Source organism: Cellulomonas sp. Root137 (genome assembly GCF_001426725.1).
In the GTDB taxonomy this organism is placed as follows: domain Bacteria; phylum Actinomycetota; class Actinomycetes; order Actinomycetales; family Cellulomonadaceae; genus Cellulomonas.
Window position 1 is genome coordinate 877,996 of record NZ_LMFG01000001.1, and the last position, 15,080, is coordinate 893,075.

Annotated in this window: 14 protein-coding genes and 1 riboswitch; of the genes, 12 read left to right on the top strand and 2 right to left on the bottom strand. The window is 72.9% G+C overall.

All coding sequences use genetic code 11. The annotated features are described in order from the left end of the window. The first annotated feature begins 98 nt into the window (after positions 1-98). From ASD18_RS04155 to ASD18_RS04185, 7 genes are read left to right on the top strand one after another with little or no spacing between them, the layout of a single operon-like run. Positions 99-3,185 (top strand): Na+/H+ antiporter subunit A, encoded by a 3,087-nt coding sequence (locus ASD18_RS04155; RefSeq protein ID WP_056087047.1) that lies wholly within the window; start codon positions 99-101, stop codon positions 3,183-3,185. A 5-nt stretch (positions 3,186-3,190) separates the two neighbouring features. Further along, positions 3,191-3,670 (top strand): Na(+)/H(+) antiporter subunit C, encoded by a 480-nt coding sequence (locus tag ASD18_RS04160; RefSeq protein WP_056091525.1) that lies wholly within the window; start codon positions 3,191-3,193, stop codon positions 3,668-3,670. Further along, positions 3,667-5,211 (top strand): Na+/H+ antiporter subunit D, encoded by a 1,545-nt coding sequence (locus ASD18_RS04165; protein WP_056087051.1) that lies wholly within the window; start codon positions 3,667-3,669, stop codon positions 5,209-5,211. The genes ASD18_RS04160 and ASD18_RS04165 overlap by 4 nt, the downstream gene beginning before the upstream one ends. Beyond that, positions 5,208-5,759, top strand: a complete 552-nt coding sequence (locus ASD18_RS04170) for a Na+/H+ antiporter subunit E (RefSeq protein WP_056087054.1) — start codon at positions 5,208-5,210, stop codon at positions 5,757-5,759. Before ASD18_RS04165 ends, ASD18_RS04170 begins: the two co-directional genes overlap by 4 nt. Beyond that, the gene (locus ASD18_RS04175) at positions 5,756-6,166 is read left to right on the top strand and encodes a monovalent cation/H+ antiporter complex subunit F (protein ID WP_056087058.1); all 411 of its coding nucleotides are present in this window, start codon (positions 5,756-5,758) and stop codon (positions 6,164-6,166) included. The genes ASD18_RS04170 and ASD18_RS04175 overlap by 4 nt, the downstream gene beginning before the upstream one ends. Next, on the top strand, positions 6,163-6,564 hold the full coding sequence (gene mnhG, locus ASD18_RS04180) for a monovalent cation/H(+) antiporter subunit G (protein WP_056087063.1): 402 nt from the start codon (positions 6,163-6,165) through the stop codon (positions 6,562-6,564). Before ASD18_RS04175 ends, mnhG begins: the two co-directional genes overlap by 4 nt. Before the next feature lie 16 nt (positions 6,565-6,580). After that, on the top strand, positions 6,581-8,080 hold the full coding sequence (locus ASD18_RS04185) for an NAD(P)/FAD-dependent oxidoreductase (RefSeq protein ID WP_056087065.1): 1,500 nt from the start codon (positions 6,581-6,583) through the stop codon (positions 8,078-8,080). On the opposite strand, the gene ASD18_RS04190 is transcribed toward ASD18_RS04185, so the two are convergent. Beyond that, a complete protein-coding gene (locus tag ASD18_RS04190; RefSeq protein ID WP_056087069.1) occupies positions 8,034-8,321 on the bottom strand; it encodes a DUF4235 domain-containing protein in 288 nt (95 codons plus the stop codon). The two genes, ASD18_RS04185 and ASD18_RS04190, sit on opposite strands and share 47 nt — an antisense overlap. Before the next feature lie 89 nt (positions 8,322-8,410). Then, a riboswitch (TPP riboswitch) is annotated at positions 8,411-8,526 on the top strand. Positions 8,527-8,591: 65 nt separating this feature from the next. Between ASD18_RS04190 and ASD18_RS04195 the strand changes: the two genes are divergently transcribed. The 4 genes from ASD18_RS04195 to ASD18_RS04210 all read left to right on the top strand — a co-directional run bounded on the left by ASD18_RS04195 (position 8,592) and on the right by ASD18_RS04210 (position 13,203). Then, on the top strand, positions 8,592-9,629 hold the full coding sequence (locus ASD18_RS04195) for a thiamine ABC transporter substrate binding subunit (protein ID WP_056087072.1): 1,038 nt from the start codon (positions 8,592-8,594) through the stop codon (positions 9,627-9,629). 5 nt (positions 9,630-9,634) lie between these two features. Further along, positions 9,635-11,377 carry an iron ABC transporter permease gene (locus ASD18_RS04200; RefSeq protein ID WP_082573891.1) on the top strand — a complete coding sequence of 581 codons (1,743 nt, stop codon included), beginning with the start codon at positions 9,635-9,637 and terminating at the stop codon, positions 11,375-11,377. Beyond that, entirely contained in the window at positions 11,374-12,351 is a 978-nt protein-coding gene (locus ASD18_RS04205; RefSeq protein WP_082573893.1) for an ABC transporter ATP-binding protein, read from the top strand. The genes ASD18_RS04200 and ASD18_RS04205 overlap by 4 nt, the downstream gene beginning before the upstream one ends. Before the next feature lie 69 nt (positions 12,352-12,420). Continuing rightward, a complete protein-coding gene (locus ASD18_RS04210; protein WP_056091530.1) occupies positions 12,421-13,203 on the top strand; it encodes a hypothetical protein in 783 nt (260 codons plus the stop codon). Here the strand turns inward: ASD18_RS04210 and ASD18_RS04215 are convergent. Continuing rightward, positions 13,190-14,299 (bottom strand): GNAT family N-acetyltransferase, encoded by a 1,110-nt coding sequence (locus tag ASD18_RS04215; RefSeq protein WP_056091533.1) that lies wholly within the window; start codon positions 14,297-14,299, stop codon positions 13,190-13,192. The genes ASD18_RS04210 and ASD18_RS04215 overlap by 14 nt on opposite strands. A gap of 68 nt (positions 14,300-14,367) precedes the next feature. On the opposite strand from ASD18_RS04215, the gene ASD18_RS04220 reads away from it, so the two are divergent. Continuing rightward, positions 14,368-15,000 (top strand): YgjV family protein, encoded by a 633-nt coding sequence (locus ASD18_RS04220; protein WP_056087078.1) that lies wholly within the window; start codon positions 14,368-14,370, stop codon positions 14,998-15,000. Positions 15,001-15,080: the final 80 nt, after the last annotated feature.

Below are 15,080 nucleotides of genomic sequence, written 5' to 3' on the forward strand. Positions count from 1 at the left end.
CGCTAGCCGGCTCTCGACGCGTGCTGGTACCTGCGCCTGACACTCGACAACGAACGACCTGACCGACCGACCACCCGCCCTACAGGACGGAGCCGGACGTGCTGCTGCTGCTCGCCGTTCACCTGGCCGCAGCCATCGTCGCGCCCGCTCTCCTGCACTGGATGGGCCGCAAGGCGTTCTGGATCCTCGCCCTCGCCCCGGCGTCCGCGGCGGCCTGGGCGCTGACGTGGACGTCGCAGGTGCAGGCCGGGAACGGGCCGGTCGAGCAGCTCGAGTGGATCCCCGTGCTCGGGCTCGAGCTGACGTTCCGGCTGGACACGCTGTCGTGGCTGATGACCCTGGTGGTCGGCGGCGTCGGCGCCCTGGTGCTCGTCTACTGCGCGGCGTACTTCAAGTCCAGCGCGTCCGGGCTGGGCCGGTTCGGCGGCGTGTTCGTCGCGTTCTCGGGCTCGATGCTCGGCCTGGTCACGTCCGACGACATGCTGCTGATGTTCGTGTTCTGGGAGCTGACGACGGTGACGTCGTACGTGCTCATCGGGCACTACGCCGACCGCAAGGCGAGCCGCCGCGCAGCCATGCAGGCCATCGTCATCACGACGGCGGGCGGGCTGGCCATGCTCGTCGGCGTCGTCCTGCTGGGCGAGGCGGCCGGGACGTACCGGCTGTCCGAGGTGATCGCCGACCCGCCGCAGGGCACCACCGCCGTGACGGTGGCGATCGTCTGCCTGCTGGCCGGGGCGGTCACCAAGTCCGCGCTGGTCCCGTTCCACTTCTGGCTGCCGGCCGCGATGGCCGCCCCGACGCCCGTGAGCGCCTACCTGCACGCCGCGGCGATGGTGAAGGCCGGTGTCTACCTGGTCGCCCGGTTCGCGCCGGCGTACTCCACGACCGCCGTGTGGCAGTGGATCATCGTCGTCCTCGGCTGCAGCACCCTCCTGCTCGGGGGCTACCGCGCGCTGCGCCAGCACGACCTCAAGCTCATCCTCGCGTTCGGCACGGTCAGCCAGCTGGGCCTGATCGTGCTCCTGGTCGGGCTGGGCACCCGCGCGACCGCCCTGGCGGGGCTGGCGATGCTGGGCGCGCACGCGATGTTCAAGGCGGCGCTGTTCCTCGTGGTCGGCGTGGTCGACGCCGCCACCGGCACGCGTGACCTGCGGCGGCTGTCGGGGGTCGGGCGCGAGCTCAAGCTGACCGCGCTCGCGGGCGCCCTGGCCACCGCCTCGATGATCGGGCTGCCGCCGTTCGCGGGGTACGTGGCCAAGGAGGCCGGGCTCGAGGCGGTCGGCCACCTCGACGCACCGGTCGGGACGATCGTGCTGGTCGCGGTGGCCGTCGGCTCGGTGCTCACGGTCGCGTACGGCCTGCGCCTCTGGTGGGGGGCGTTCTCGACGAAGCCCGCCGTGGTGCCGGAGGCCGTGGTCGAGTCCGCCGAGTCCACGGCTCCCGGGACGTCGATCCACGAGGCCGCGCACGACGAGGCCGAGCCGGCCCGCATCACGCACCCGTCGCTGCTGCTGGTGTGGCCGGCGATGATCCTCGCGGTCCTCGGCCTGGCCGTCGCCCTGCTGCCGCAGCTGGGGGAGCACCTGCTCGAGCCGTACGCCGCCACCTACCCCGAGGGCGAGCCCGGGCACCTCGTGCTCTGGGCCGGACTGACCCCGACGTTCGTCCTCACGCTCGGGATCCTGCTGGCCGGCGCCCTGCTCTTCCTGGTGCGCGACCGCGTGGAGCGGTGGCAGACCGCGGCGTACCACGGTCCCGAGGCGGACCGGGTGTACCGACGGTTCATGCGGCGGCTCGACGACGTGGCGGCCGACGTCACCGCGGTCACCCAGCGCGGTTCGCTGCCGCTGTACCTCGGCCTGATCCTCATCGTGTTCGTCGTGGCGGTCGGTGGGACGGCGCTGGGCAGCACGGTGTTCCCGTCGCAGTTCACGGTCTGGGACAACCCCGCGCAGGTGGTGTTCGCGGCCGGCACCATCGTGTCCGCCCTGCTGGTCACCCGCGCGCGGCGGCGGCTCAAGGCCGTCATCCTGCTGGGCATCGGCGGGTACTCGGTGGCCGGCCTGTACCTGCTGCACGGGGCCCCGGACCTGGCGCTCACGCAGGTGCTCGTCGAGACGGTCACGCTCGTGGTCTTCGTGCTGGTCCTGCGCCGGCTCCCCCCGTACTTCTCCGACCGACCGCTGGCCGCCAGCCGGTGGGTGCGGCTGGGCCTGGGGGTCGCGGTCGGGCTGACGGTGGCAGGAATCGCGCTCGTCGCGCCCGGCGCCCGGATCCACCTCCCGGTCTCCAAGGACTTCGCGGAGGAGGCCGTCACCTTCGGCGGCGGCAAGAACATCGTCAACGTCACGCTGGTCGACATCCGCGCGTGGGACACGATGGGCGAGATCTCGGTCCTCCTGGTGGCCGCGACGGGTGTCGCGTCGCTCGTCTTCCTCTCGCGCCGCGGCGGAGCGATCTACCGAGCCGACGAGGCTCGCACCGACCGCTCCGTCTGGGGCGGGAGCGCGGACCCCATGGCGGCGCTGCGCCGGCCCGGGGGCGACTCGGCCGCGGTCGACGCCGGCGGGATGGTGGCCGACCGCGACGAGTCCGCGGTGCCGTCGAGCGCGTCCCGCGGCCGCGAGTGGCTGCAGGCCGGCCGGACGCTGGCGCCGCAACGGCGGTCCGTGGTGTTCGAGGTCGTGGTCCGGCTGCTCTTCCACACGATGATCGTCTACTCGGTGTACCTGCTGTTCAGCGGCCACAACGCCCCCGGCGGCGGGTTCGCGGCGGGGCTGGTCACGGGCATCGCGCTCATCGTCCGGTACCTCGCGGGCGGCCGGTACGAGCTGGGCGAGGCGGCGCCGGTGCAGCCCGGTCTGCTGCTCGGGCTCGGGCTGTTCCTGTCGGCCGGCGTCGGGCTGCTCGCCCTGCTCGCCGGGGGTGAGGTGCTGCAGTCCTGGATCATCGACATCCACCTGCCGGTGATCGGTGACCTCCACCTGGTGACCTCGCTCTTCTTCGACATCGGCGTGTACCTGGTGGTCGTCGGCCTGGTGCTCGACATCCTGCGCAGCCTCGGGGCGGAGATCGACCGCCGTGCGGAGACGGGCGAGGACCCCGTCGCGGGCGACCCGGACCTGCCCGAGCGGGTGGCCGCCGGCGCCAAGCCCGCCGGCTGGGACGGGGGTGTGCCGTGATCGACATGAGCCCGAACATCGTCCTGGTCGTCACCATCGGCGTGCTGTTCGCCGCGGGGGTCTACCTGATGCTGGAGCGGAGCCTGTCGCGCGTGCTCATCGGCGTCATCCTCATCGGCAACGGCGCCAACCTGCTGTTCCTGGTGGCGGGCGGCGCCGCCGGGAGGCCGCCGATCGTGGGCGCGACGCCCGAGGGCCAGATGAGCGACCCCCTGCCGCAGGCCATGGTGCTCACCGCGATCGTGATCACGCTCGGCATGACCGCGTTCCTGCTCGCCATGGCGTACCGCTCCTGGCAGCTGCACCGGCACGACGAGGTGCAGGACGACGTCGAGGACCGCCGCATCGCGCGGCTGGCCGCCACCGACGAGCGTGCCGTCACCGACGCGGACACCGAGGTCGCCGCGGAGTCGCTGGACGAGGAGGCCGCGGAGGCCCGCGACGAGACGGACGAGGGCGCACCTGCGCGCGAGGTGCACTCATGACCGACGTCACCTGGCTGGTGCCGCTGCCCGTCGTCATCCCGCTGTCCGCGGCGGGCCTCGCCCTGGCCCTCTACCGCCGCCCGAACGTCCAGCGGCTCGTCTCGGTGACCGCGCTCAGCCTGGTTCTCGTCGCCAGCGTGATGCTCCTCGTGCTCGCCGACGGCGCCCCCCTGGTGGTCGACGTCGGCGGGTGGGCCGCGCCCGTGGGCATCGACCTGGTGGCCGACCGGCTGTCCGCGCTCATGCTCACCATCTCCAGCGCGGTCACCCTCTGCGTGCTCCTGTACTCGCTGGCGCAGGGTGGCGAGGACGACGAGGAGTCCGCGCCCGTCTCCATCTACCACCCGACGTACCTCGTGCTGACGGCGGGCGTGGCCAACGCGTTCCTGTCCGGCGACCTGTTCAACCTCTACGTCGGGTTCGAGATCCTGCTGGCCGCCAGCTACGTGCTCATCACGCTCGGTGGCACCGGCGAGCGGATCCGGGCGGGGACCATCTACATCGTCGTCGCGCTGCTCAGCTCCGTGCTGTTCCTGGTGGCGATCGCCATGATCTACGCCGCCACCGGCACCGTGAACCTGGCGCAGCTGGCTCTCCGGCTGCCCGAGATCGACCCCGGCGTCCGGCTGGTGCTCCAGGTGCTGCTCCTGCTCGCGTTCGCCATCAAGGCGGCGATCTTCCCGCTGTCCGCCTGGCTGCCCGACTCCTACCCGACCGCCCCCGCACCGGTCACGGCGGTGTTCGCGGGCCTGCTCACCAAGGTCGGCGTGTACGCGATCATCCGCGCGCAGACCCTGCTCTTCCCCGACGGCCGGCTGGACGACGCCCTGCTGTGGGCCGCGCTGGCGACGATGGTGATCGGCATCCTCGGCGCGGTGGCACAGGACGACATCAAGCGACTCCTGTCGTTCACGCTGGTCAGCCACATCGGGTTCATGGTGTTCGGCATCGCGCTGGCCACCGACCTGGGGTACACCGCCGCCATCTACTACGTGGCGCACCACATCACCGTGCAGACCGCGTTGTTCCTGGTGGTGGGCCTGGTGGAACGCGCGGGCGGCTCGACGTCCCTGACCAAGCTGGGCGGGCTGGCCAAGCTCACGCCGGTGCTGGCGATCCTCTTCTTCGTGCCCGCCATGAACCTGGCAGGCATCCCGCCGCTGTCCGGGTTCCTGGGCAAGGTGGGGCTGCTCGAGGCCGGTGTACAAGTGGGCACCCCCTTGGCGTACGTGCTGGTCGTCGGCAGCGTCGTGACGTCGCTGCTCACGCTCTACGCGCTGGTGAAGGCGTGGAACAAGGCGTTCTGGCAGACCCCCTCGGAGCCCCGCCCGCCGGTCCGGCTGCCGTTCGGGATGGTCGCGCCGACGGCCGCGCTGGTCGCCGTCGGGCTGCTGCTCACCGTGGCCGCCGGCCCCCTGTACGCCTACACCGAGCGCGCCGCGGTGGACCTGGCCGAGCGCAGCCCGTACGTCGACGCCGTGCTGCCCGACGGTGAGCGTGGGCAGGGCGTGTCGGACGACGTGGCGGAGGAGGGCCCGTGAGCCTGCACCCACGCCGGCACCGCTGGCGCACCCAGTGGGCCACGATCGTCTGGCTGACCGTGGTCTGGGTCTTCCTGTGGGGGGACCTCACGATCGGCAACATCCTGGCCGGGCTGGTCATCGCGCTGGCCGTCACCACCGGGCTGCGGATGGCCCCCATCGACTTCCACGGCCGGTTCCGACCGCTCGGCGTCCTGCGGCTCGTCGTGCGGTTCGCGGCTGACCTGATCCGGGCGTCGTTCGAGGTCAGCATCATCGCGCTCCGCCCGCGGTACGTGCCGCGCGGCGCGGTGATCGGCGTGCAGCTGCGCAGCCACTCGGACCTGTACCTCACCCTGACCGCGGAGCTGGCGTCGCTGGTGCCGGGCTCGCTGGTCGTCGAGGCGCACCGGCTGACCGGGATGCTCTACCTGCACGTGCTCGACGTGCAGCAGAGCGGTGGCATCGAGGCGGCGCGGCAGGCCGTGCTGGACCAGGAGGAGCGGGTCATGCGGGCGTTCGCGTCCGACGAGGAGCTCGACGCGGCCGGCCTGGGGGTGCGCGCATGACCGTCGTCGTCGTGGTCTGCGGGGTGCTGCTCACCGCCGGCGCCTTCCTGGCCGTGATCCGGGCCGAGAAGGGTCCGTCGATGCTCGACAGGACCATCGCGCTCGACATCGTCGTCACCACGATGATCGCCGCGGTGGCCCTGTACGCGGCGGTCAACCGGCGTGCGGACGTGGTGCCGATCCTCGTGGTCCTCTCGCTCGTCGGGTTCGTGGGGTCGGTGACCATCGCGCGGTTCGCGTCCGTGGAGCCCGAGGGTGAGGGCCGCGTGCGCACGCGCGAGGAGATCGCGGCGCAGGAGGCCGAGCGCATCGACAACGAGGACTACGCCGAGGAGAGCCGCCGGTCCGGGCGCCGCGAGGAGACCGACGAGCACCATGGCGGCGGCGCCGAGGGGGAGGTCCGATGACCACCGACCAGTGGACGACGGTCGCCGACGTGGCCTCGGCGGTGTGCCTGCTCGGCGGCGCGTTCCTCGCGTTCGCGGCGGGCGTCGGGGTGCTGCGGTTCCCCGACCTGCTTGCCCGCATGCACGCCGGCACCAAGCCGCAGGTGCTCGGGCTGATCCTCGTGCTCATCGGTCTGGCTCTGCGGCTGCGGTCGGGCGGAGCGGTGTGGGCGCTCGTCCTGGTGGCGGTGTTCCAGATGCTCACCGCGCCCGTCGCGGCGCACATGGTCGGTCGCGCCGGGTACCGGACCGGCAAGGTGCGCAGCGACCTGCTGGTGGTCGACGAGCTGACCAGCGACCAGGAGCTCGCGCGGGCGCGGGACCATGGTCGCGCGGAGGACGACGACCCCCGAGACTGAGGCTCAGGAGGCACGCATGATGCGACGAGACGTGGTGGTCGTCGGCTCGGGCCCCAACGGCCTCGCCGCGGCGGTCACCCTGGCGCGCGCGGGTCTGGGCGTCCTGGTCCTGGAGGCGGAGCCGACCGTCGGCGGGGGCTCGCGCACGCTGGACCTCGGGCTGGCGGACGGGATCACCCACGACGTCTGCTCCGCGGTGCACCCGATGGCGTGGGCGTCGCCGTTCTTCCAGGAGTTCGACCTGGCCGCGCGCGGTGTCGAGCTGCTGGTGCCCGAGGTGTCGTACGCGCAGCCGCTGCCGGGCGGCCGGGCCGGGATCGCGTTCCGGGACCTGGAGCGCACGGTCGAGTCCCTCGGGGTCGACGGGTCGACGTGGCGGTCGCTGGTCGGCGGGGCCGCGGACCCGACGGTGCGCGTGGCCCTCGGGGACAAGCGGTCGATCCCGGTGGTCGACCCGCGTGCCGCGCTGCGCTTCGGGCTCGGGGTGCTCGAGCAGGGCACGCGGGCGTGGGACCGGCGGTTCGTCGACGAGGTGGCCCCGGCGCTGCTCACCGGCGTCGCGGCGCACGCCATCTCGCCGCTGCCGTCGTTCGCCGCCGCCGGCACGGCCCTCCTGCTGGCCACGCTGGCGCACGCCGAGGGTGGCTGGCCGATCCCGCGCGGTGGGTCGGGTGCGCTCGTCGCGGCGCTGCGCGAGGACCTCGAGGCCCACGACGGCGTCATCCGCACCGACCACCGCGTGCGCCGGTTCTCCGACCTGCCGCCCGCGCACTGCTACGTCTTCGACACCACCCCGCGGACGCTCGTCGAGGTGCTGGGCGACCGGCTGCCCGCCCGCGCCCGCGCGGCCCTGGACGGGTTCCGGCACGGCAACGCGGCGGCCAAGGTCGACTTCGTCCTTGACGGTCCCGTGCCGTGGGCCGTGCCGGAGGTCGGGCTGGCCGGGACCGTGCACGTGGGGGGCACGCGGGCGGAGATGGCCCGGGCGGAGGGCGCGGTCGTCCACGGCGAGCACGCCGACCTGCCGATGACGCTGGTCAGCGACCCGACCGTGGTGGACGGGACCAGGCTGGTGGGCGGCAGGCGGCCGCTGTGGACCTACGCGCACGTGCCCGCGGGGTCGGACGTGGACGTGACGGAGGCGGTGACCCGGCACATCGAGCGGTACGCGCCGGGGTTCCGCGACGTCGTCGTCACGTCCCGGTGCACCCCCGCGTCACGGATGAGCGAGCACAACCAGAACTACGTGGACGGCGACATCTCCGCCGGGGCGGCCAGCATCGGCCAGCTGTTCGCGCGGCCGACCGGGCGGTGGGACCCGTACTTCTCCGGCCGCGACGGCGTCTACCTGTGCTCGGCGTCGACGCCGCCCGGACCGGGGGTGCACGGGCTCGGCGGCCGGTACGCCGCGAAGCGGGTGCTCCGGGAGTTCGGGATCACCACGCTGCCGAGCGTGGCACCGGAGGTGCTCAGTCGAGCGGGTTCAGGTCCGGCTTCGAGTCCACGCGCGCGGTGAACCGGGCGGTCCCGCGGGTGGCCAGCACGCGGGCCATCGCGACGAGGGCGCCGGTGAGCGCGGCAGCGGCGACGACCTCGGACAGCCCGGCGTCGCCCTGGTCGTCGGCCTTCGGCGGCTTGTGACCGGTCTTGGCCTTCCACGCCTGCGCGAGCACCTGCTGGACCACGAACGCGGCGGCCAGCGCTGCGCCGGTGCCGATGAGCTTGGCGACGAGGGACTGGGTCTGCTTGTCGTCCACGAGTGAGCCTCCGGGGTGGTCGATGGGTCTGGTGACGACCGTAGTCGGACGCGAGCGTCCGCGCTGCTCCAGAGCGGCGTAGGATCTGCGTCGAACGACAGGGGAGCGTCGGACCCAACGGTCTGGACGCTGAGAGTGCGGAGAACCGCAGACCCTCGAACCTGATCCGGTTGATACCGGCGTAGGGAGTCGGGCTTCTCAGTCCTCGTGATCGGCCACCGGGCTGATCGCGACGACCCCCTCCTTAGCTATCGAGGAGGAGCATCACCCATGGCGAGGAAACACTCGCTTCGTCTTGCCGCAGCCGTCGTCGGCGTCGCTGCCCTGGCCGGCTGCTCGGCCATCGGTTCCGACGAGCCGAGCCCCAGCGCGTCCAGCGACACCGTCACCCTGGTCACGCACGACTCGTTCGCGCTCTCCGAGGGCATCCTCGCGGACTTCGAGGAGCAGACCGGGCTGACCGTCGACGTCGTCCAGCCGGGTGACGGCGGCACGCTGGTCAACCAGCTGGTGCTCACCAAGGACGCGCCGCTGGGCGACCTGGTGTTCGGCATCGACAACACGTTCGCGTCCCGCGCGGTCGACGAGGGCGTCGTCGCGCCGACGACCACCGACGTCGACGGCGTGTTCGAGGACGCGCTGGTCCCGATCGACTACGGCGACGTCTGCATCAACGTGGACCACACGTGGTTCGCCGCGAAGAGCCTGGCCGAGCCCGTGACCCTCGAGGACCTGACCAAGCCGGAGTACAAGGACCTGCTCGTGGTCCCCAACGCGGTGACGTCGTCGCCGGGGCTGTCCTTCCTGCTGGCGACCGTCGGGGCGTTCGGTGCCGACGGCTGGCAGGACTACTGGTCGGCGCTGCGGGACAACGGGGTCAAGGTGGCCGACGGCTGGTCCGACGCCTACTACACCGACTTCTCCGGCGGGGGCGCCGACGGCCCGCGCCCGATCGTCCTGTCCTACGCGTCGTCGCCGCCGTACACGGTGCCGGAGGGCGGCACCGCGCCGACCACCGGCGCGCTCCTGGACACCTGCTTCCGGCAGACCGAGTACGCGGGCGTGCTGGCCGGCGCTGCCAACCCGACGGGCGCGCAGCAGCTGCTCGACTTCCTGCGCACCGACGAGGTGCAGAACGACATCCCGCTGTCCATGTACATGTACCCCGCGAGCGAGACCGCGACGCTCCCCGCGGAGTGGGCGGCGTTCGCCCCGCTGGCCACCGACCCGTTCGAGGTGGACCCCGCGGACATCACCGAGAACCGTGAGGCGTGGCTGACCGAGTGGTCGGACACGGTGATCGGCTGACCGCGATGACCCTCACGCTCGACCGTCCCGACGCCCCCTCCGCGGTGGCGTCGGGACGGTCGCGCGTCGTCGCGTTCTGGGCGCTGGCGGTCGCGGTGCCGCTGGTGTTCCTCGGGCTGTTCTTCGCGTGGCCCGTGGTCGAGATGATCGCGAAGGGGTTCGTCGTCGACGGGCGCCTGGACCTGGGCGGGTTCGCCGACGTGTTCTCTCGCCCGCGCACCTGGCGGATCATCGGGCTGACGCTCGCGCAGGCGACGTTGGGGACCCTGCTCTCCGTCGCGCTCGGGGTACCCGGTGCGTACGTCCTCTACCGGCACACGTTCCGCGGCCGCGCGCTGGTGCGGGCCTTCGTCACGGTGCCGTTCGTCCTGCCGACCGTCGTGGTCGGTGTCGCGTTCCGGTCGCTGCTGGTCAGCGGCGGGCCGCTCGGGTTCCTGCACCTGGACGGCACGTTCGTCGCGATCGTCGCGGCGCTCGTGTTCTTCAACTACGCCGTCGTGGTGCGCGCGGTCGGCGGGCTGTGGGAGCGCCTGGACCCGCGGGCCGAGCAGGCGGCGCGCGCCCTGGGAGCCTCGCCGTGGCGGGCGTTCCGGACGGTGACGCTCCCCGCGCTCACCCCGGCGATCGCGTCCGCGGCGTCCCTGACCTTCCTCTACTGCGCGACCGCGTTCGGCACGGTGCTGGTGCTCGGCGGGCTGCAGTTCGGCACCATCGAGACCGAGATCTGGGTGCAGACGACCCAGTTCCTCGACCTGCGGGCCGCGGCCGTGCTGTCGGTGGTGCAGCTGGTGGTCGTCGCCGCCGCGCTCACGCTCGCCGGCCGGGCGCGGTCGCGGCGCGAGCGGGCGCTGGCGCTCACCCTCCCGGAGACGTCGGTGCGTCCGCTGCGGCTGCGCCGGCCGGTGGGCATGCCGGCCGGCGACGGGCACGCGCTGACCCTCGTCGCCACGGCGGTCACGGCGGCCGTCGTCCTGCTGCTCGCCCTCCCGCTGGTCAACCTCGTGGTCCGGTCGCTGCGCACCGACGCCGGCTGGGGGCTCGACCACTACACCGCGCTCGGCACCACCGGCGGGGCGCTGACCGTGACGGTGTGGCAGGCCACGCTCAACTCCCTGCGGGTCGCGCTGGACGCCACGGTGATCGCCCTCGTGGTCGGCGGGCTGGTGGCGCTCGTGGTGTCCCGACGACCCCGCCGCGCGATCGGTCGGCGCGCGGTCGTCGGCCTGGACGCGCTGTTCATGCTCCCGCTCGGCGTGTCCGCGGTGACCGTCGGGTTCGGGTTCCTGCTGTCCATGCACCACCCGTTCGGGCTGCCGGTGGACCTGCGGACCAGCCCGGTGCTGGTGCCGATCGCGCAGGCGGTCGTCGCCGTGCCTCTCGTCGTACGGACGGTCCTGCCCGTCCTCCGGGCCATCGACCCGCGGCTGCGCGAGGCGGCCGCCACGCTCGGTGCCGCGCCCGGCCGGGTGCTGCGGACGGTCGACCTGTCGATCGCCACCCGGTCCCTCGGCCTCGCGATCGGGTTCGCGTTCGCCGCCTCGCTGGGGGAGTTCGGTGCCACGTCCTTCCTCGCCCGACCGGACAGGCCGACGCTGCCGGTGGTGATCTTCCGGCTGATCGGGCGGCCCGGTCCGGAGTCCTACGGCATGGCGCTCGCCGCGTCCGTGGTGCTCGCGCTGCTCACGGCGGGGATCGTGGCACTCTGCGAACGGCTGCGCGCGCCCGGCGCGGGAGGTGAGTGGTGGTGAACGGTCTGACCCTGCGGGACGTCGTCGTCCGGTACGGCCCGGTGGCCGCCGTCGACGGGGTGTCCCTCGACGTCCCCACGGGATCGGTCGTCGCCCTGCTCGGGCCGTCCGGCTGCGGGAAGTCGTCGCTGCTGCGGGCGGTCGCCGGGCTCGAACCCGTCGAGGGCACCGTCGCGTGGGACGGCGTCTCCGTGGCCGGGGTGCCCGTGCACCGGCGCGGGTTCGGGCTGATGTTCCAGGACGGGCAGCTCTTCGCCCACCGGACCGTCGGGGGGAACGTCGCGTACGGCCTCCCGCGCGGGTCCGCCGTCTTGGCGCTGCTCGAGCTGGTGGGGCTGGGCGGCTACGAGGACCGCTCGGTGGCGACGCTGTCCGGCGGCGAGCGGCAGCGCGTCGCCCTGGCCCGTGCGCTCGCACCCGCCCCGAGGCTGCTCCTGCTCGACGAGCCGCTGTCCGCCCTCGACCGCGCCCTGCGCGAGCGCCTCGCCGTCGACCTGCGCGCGGCCCTCGTCGCCACCGGCACCACCGCCGTGTTCGTCACGCACGACCAGGACGAGGCCTTCGCGGTCGCCGACCGGGTCGCGGTCATGGCGGCAGGGAAGCTCCTCCAGGTCGACGCACCCGCCGACCTCTGGAGCCGGCCCGCGTCGCGCGAGGTGGCGTCGTTCCTGGGCTACGAGGCGTTCGTCCCGCTGGACAGCCCCGCCGCCGCCCCACTGCGCGAGGCCATCGGTGCCGAGCCGTCGCCCGCGACGCTGGCGCTGGCCGAGGGCGCGTTCGTCGTCGGACGGTCCGGCGTGGCCAAGGGGACGGTCCGCGGGGTCTCGTCGCGGCGCGGCCGGTCCGAGGTCCGGGTCGAGGTCGACGGCATCGGCGTGGTCACGGCGCTGGGGCCCGTCGGCGGTCGGTGGTCGGCGGGTGACGTCGTGGAGCTCGGCGTCGAGCCGGACGCGATGGCGGTCCTCGACGACTGATCGCGGTTGTGGTCGCGTCGGGCTACGGTCGGAGTGTCCGAGTGGTTGGCGAGCACCGAGGTGATGGCGATGACGCTGGAGCTCCGTGAGGTCGTGTCGGTCGACATCCCCCTGTCGCTGGGGAAGGTCTGGCCGTACCTGCGGGATCCCGCGCTGGTGCGCCGCTGGTACGGCTGGGACCACCCGGGACTCGACGCCGAGGTCCGGCGTCTGTTCGTCGACGGCGCCGTCGAGTCCCAGGACGTCATCGGCGACGAGACCATCCACACGCTGACCTTGCCCACCCACGACAGGCTCACCCTGCGGTCCGCCGCGCACCAGCCGCACCGCACGCACCTGACCGTGACGCGGCGCAGCCACCAGGGCCTCGCACTCTTCGACGGGGTCCGGGACGAGATCGACGAGGGCTGGATCGCGTTCGCGCACCAGCTGCAGTTCGCGCTCAGCATCCACCCCGACCAGGACCGCCGGACGCTGAGCATCTTCGGTCTCGACGCCGGCGAGCGGGGCAACCGGCTCCTCGACCGGGCCGGCCTGAGGGGGATCCACGGCGTGCCCGTCGGCGGCCACGTGCAGGCCCGCCGCCCCGACGGCACCCTGCTCGGCGGCACCCTGATCTACCGGACGCCCCTGCAGTTCGGCCTGCGGCTGCACGGGATCACCGAGTCGTTCCTGGTGGTCATGGAGACGCCCGCGGGCACCTCGCCGCCGCACGGAACGGTCGACGCGATCCTGTCCACCTACGGGCTCGACGACGCCACGATCGCCGAGGTGGAGCACCGCTGGTCCGGCTGGTGGCAGCAGTCGGTGCCGCATTCTCGGACCAGCACCGCCCACGTCAGCTCAGCTTGAGCTGCCACTCCCCGGAGCCGCCGGCCGGCCGGAACCCGAGCGCCACGTTGATGCCGAGCATGTAGGAGTTCTCCTCCGCGTTCCACGTGCCGACGCGCCGGACCGTCGGCCGCTCCGCCGCGAGCCGCTGCAGGTTGGCCGTCTTGACGAGCATCCCGAGGCGCTTCCCGCGGTGCTCCCTGAGCACGAGGGTGTCGTCCTGGTGCACGAACTCGTCTCTGTTGGGGACCGCCATGAAGCAGGTGAACGCCGCGAGCGAGTGCGTGGGGACGTGCTCGGCGGCGAGCACCAGCAGCTCCAGCCCGCGCTCGTCGTACTGCTTCTCGTAGGTGCGGATCCGCTCGGCGTCCCAGACGTCCTCCTCGAGGTCGAGCCCGCCCAGCGGCGCGTCCGTGCTCATCCGGGTGTTCAGCAGCGCGTACGAGTCGATCCACTCGTCCGGCACGTGACTCTGCCACGTCACCAGGCGGTAGTCGGGGCCGGCGTGCGCCTCCGCCTCCGCGCGCTGCTTCGCCATGAGCTCCGGGTCGAAGGGCAGGTCGAACACCGAGTACCGCTCGACCTGCTCGAGGGCGAACCCGCGCTTGCGCAGGAACCGGGGGCCGTCGGCATCGATCGCCACCCGGCCGGCGCCGGTCGTCGCGGCGAGCGTGCCCGGACCCTCGGGCGGCTCGACCTGCTGGTCGGTGGAGGCCGTGACCTGGGTCCGGCCGGCGTCGCGGACCAGCGCGAGGGACGCGTCGAAGAGCGACGACCCGACGCCCTGGCCGCGGTGGGCCGGGCGGACGCCGACCTCCACGTGACCCGTGTGGGTGTTGTCCTGCTGCGGGAGGTTGATCATCGCGTAGCCCAGGACGCGGTCCGGGTCCGGGGTGTCGTGCGCGTCGTCGGCCACCGCGACCAGCCGCGGCTTCCGGTCGTACTTCTGGTCGTGCATCGACCCGAGGATCTCGGTGGCGGTGCGCTCGAAGTCCCGGTTGCCCCACGCGTGCAGCAGAGCGTCGTTCATCGCCCCCGTGTAGCCGTGCAGCAGCCACGCCTCGGGCGCGTCCGCCGTCTCGGACACCGGTACCTCGCGGATCGACCACGTCGTCATGTCGTCCACGATCCGCCTGTCGGCACGGTGTGGCGAGACCTTTTCCTCGACGTCGCTACGCTCGCCGGATGGTGTGGTGGGAGATCGTCGGCTGGATCGGCTCGTTGCTGGTCATCATCTCGCTCACGCAGGCCAGGGTGCTGCGCTTCCGCGTGATCAACCTCCTGGGGGCGGTGATCGCCACGGCGTACAACGTGGTGATCGAGATCTGGCCGTTCGCCGTGATGAACGGCGTCATCGCGATCATCGACGTCTACTGGCTGGTCCGGCTCCAGCGCGAGCGCCACGACGCCCTGGTGTACGGGGTCCTCGAGGTGCCGTCCGACGACGCCGTCCTGCAGCACCTGCTGGAGTCGCACGCCCCCGACATCGCCCGCTTCCACCCGGGGTTCAGCGCCGTCGACCCCGCGCCGTCGGCGTCGTTCGTCGTGGTCCGCGGCGACGAGCTGGTCGGTGCGGTCGTGGTCCGGTCCGCCGGTGACGGGGTCGGGCGCGTGGACCTCGACTACGTGACGCCGCGGTACCGGGACTTCACGCCCGGGGAGTTCGTGTACCGGGACAGCGGGGTGTTCGCCTCGCACGGGTTCCGGCGGCTGGTGGTGGGCGGCTCGCCCGCGACCGAGGCGCGCGCGTACCTGGAGCGTGTCGGGTTCCGGCCCACCGCGGACGGCTGGGAGCGTGAGGTCCCGACTGCTGCGTGACGGCCACCCCGCGATGCCGTTGCGCGGGAGATTCCGCACGTCCGCTAGCATGAGTTCGGTAGACCGAACTTTCCGAGGTG

Coding starts and splice junctions, on each gene's coding strand:
- ASD18_RS04195 (WP_056087072.1), top strand. CDS start 8,592: ATGGCGAGGAAACACTCGCTTCGTCTTGCCGCAGCCGTCGTCGGCGTC.
- ASD18_RS04165 (WP_056087051.1), top strand. CDS start 3,667: ATGACCGACGTCACCTGGCTGGTGCCGCTGCCCGTCGTCATCCCGCTG.
- ASD18_RS04220 (WP_056087078.1), top strand. CDS start 14,368: ATGGTGTGGTGGGAGATCGTCGGCTGGATCGGCTCGTTGCTGGTCATC.
- ASD18_RS04200 (WP_082573891.1), top strand. CDS start 9,635: ATGACCCTCACGCTCGACCGTCCCGACGCCCCCTCCGCGGTGGCGTCG.
- mnhG (WP_056087063.1), top strand. CDS start 6,163: ATGACCACCGACCAGTGGACGACGGTCGCCGACGTGGCCTCGGCGGTG.
- ASD18_RS04185 (WP_056087065.1), top strand. CDS start 6,581: ATGATGCGACGAGACGTGGTGGTCGTCGGCTCGGGCCCCAACGGCCTC.
- ASD18_RS04210 (WP_056091530.1), top strand. CDS start 12,421: ATGACGCTGGAGCTCCGTGAGGTCGTGTCGGTCGACATCCCCCTGTCG.
- ASD18_RS04215 (WP_056091533.1), bottom strand. CDS start 14,299: ATGACGACGTGGTCGATCCGCGAGGTACCGGTGTCCGAGACGGCGGAC.
- ASD18_RS04175 (WP_056087058.1), top strand. CDS start 5,756: ATGACCGTCGTCGTCGTGGTCTGCGGGGTGCTGCTCACCGCCGGCGCC.
- ASD18_RS04160 (WP_056091525.1), top strand. CDS start 3,191: ATGAGCCCGAACATCGTCCTGGTCGTCACCATCGGCGTGCTGTTCGCC.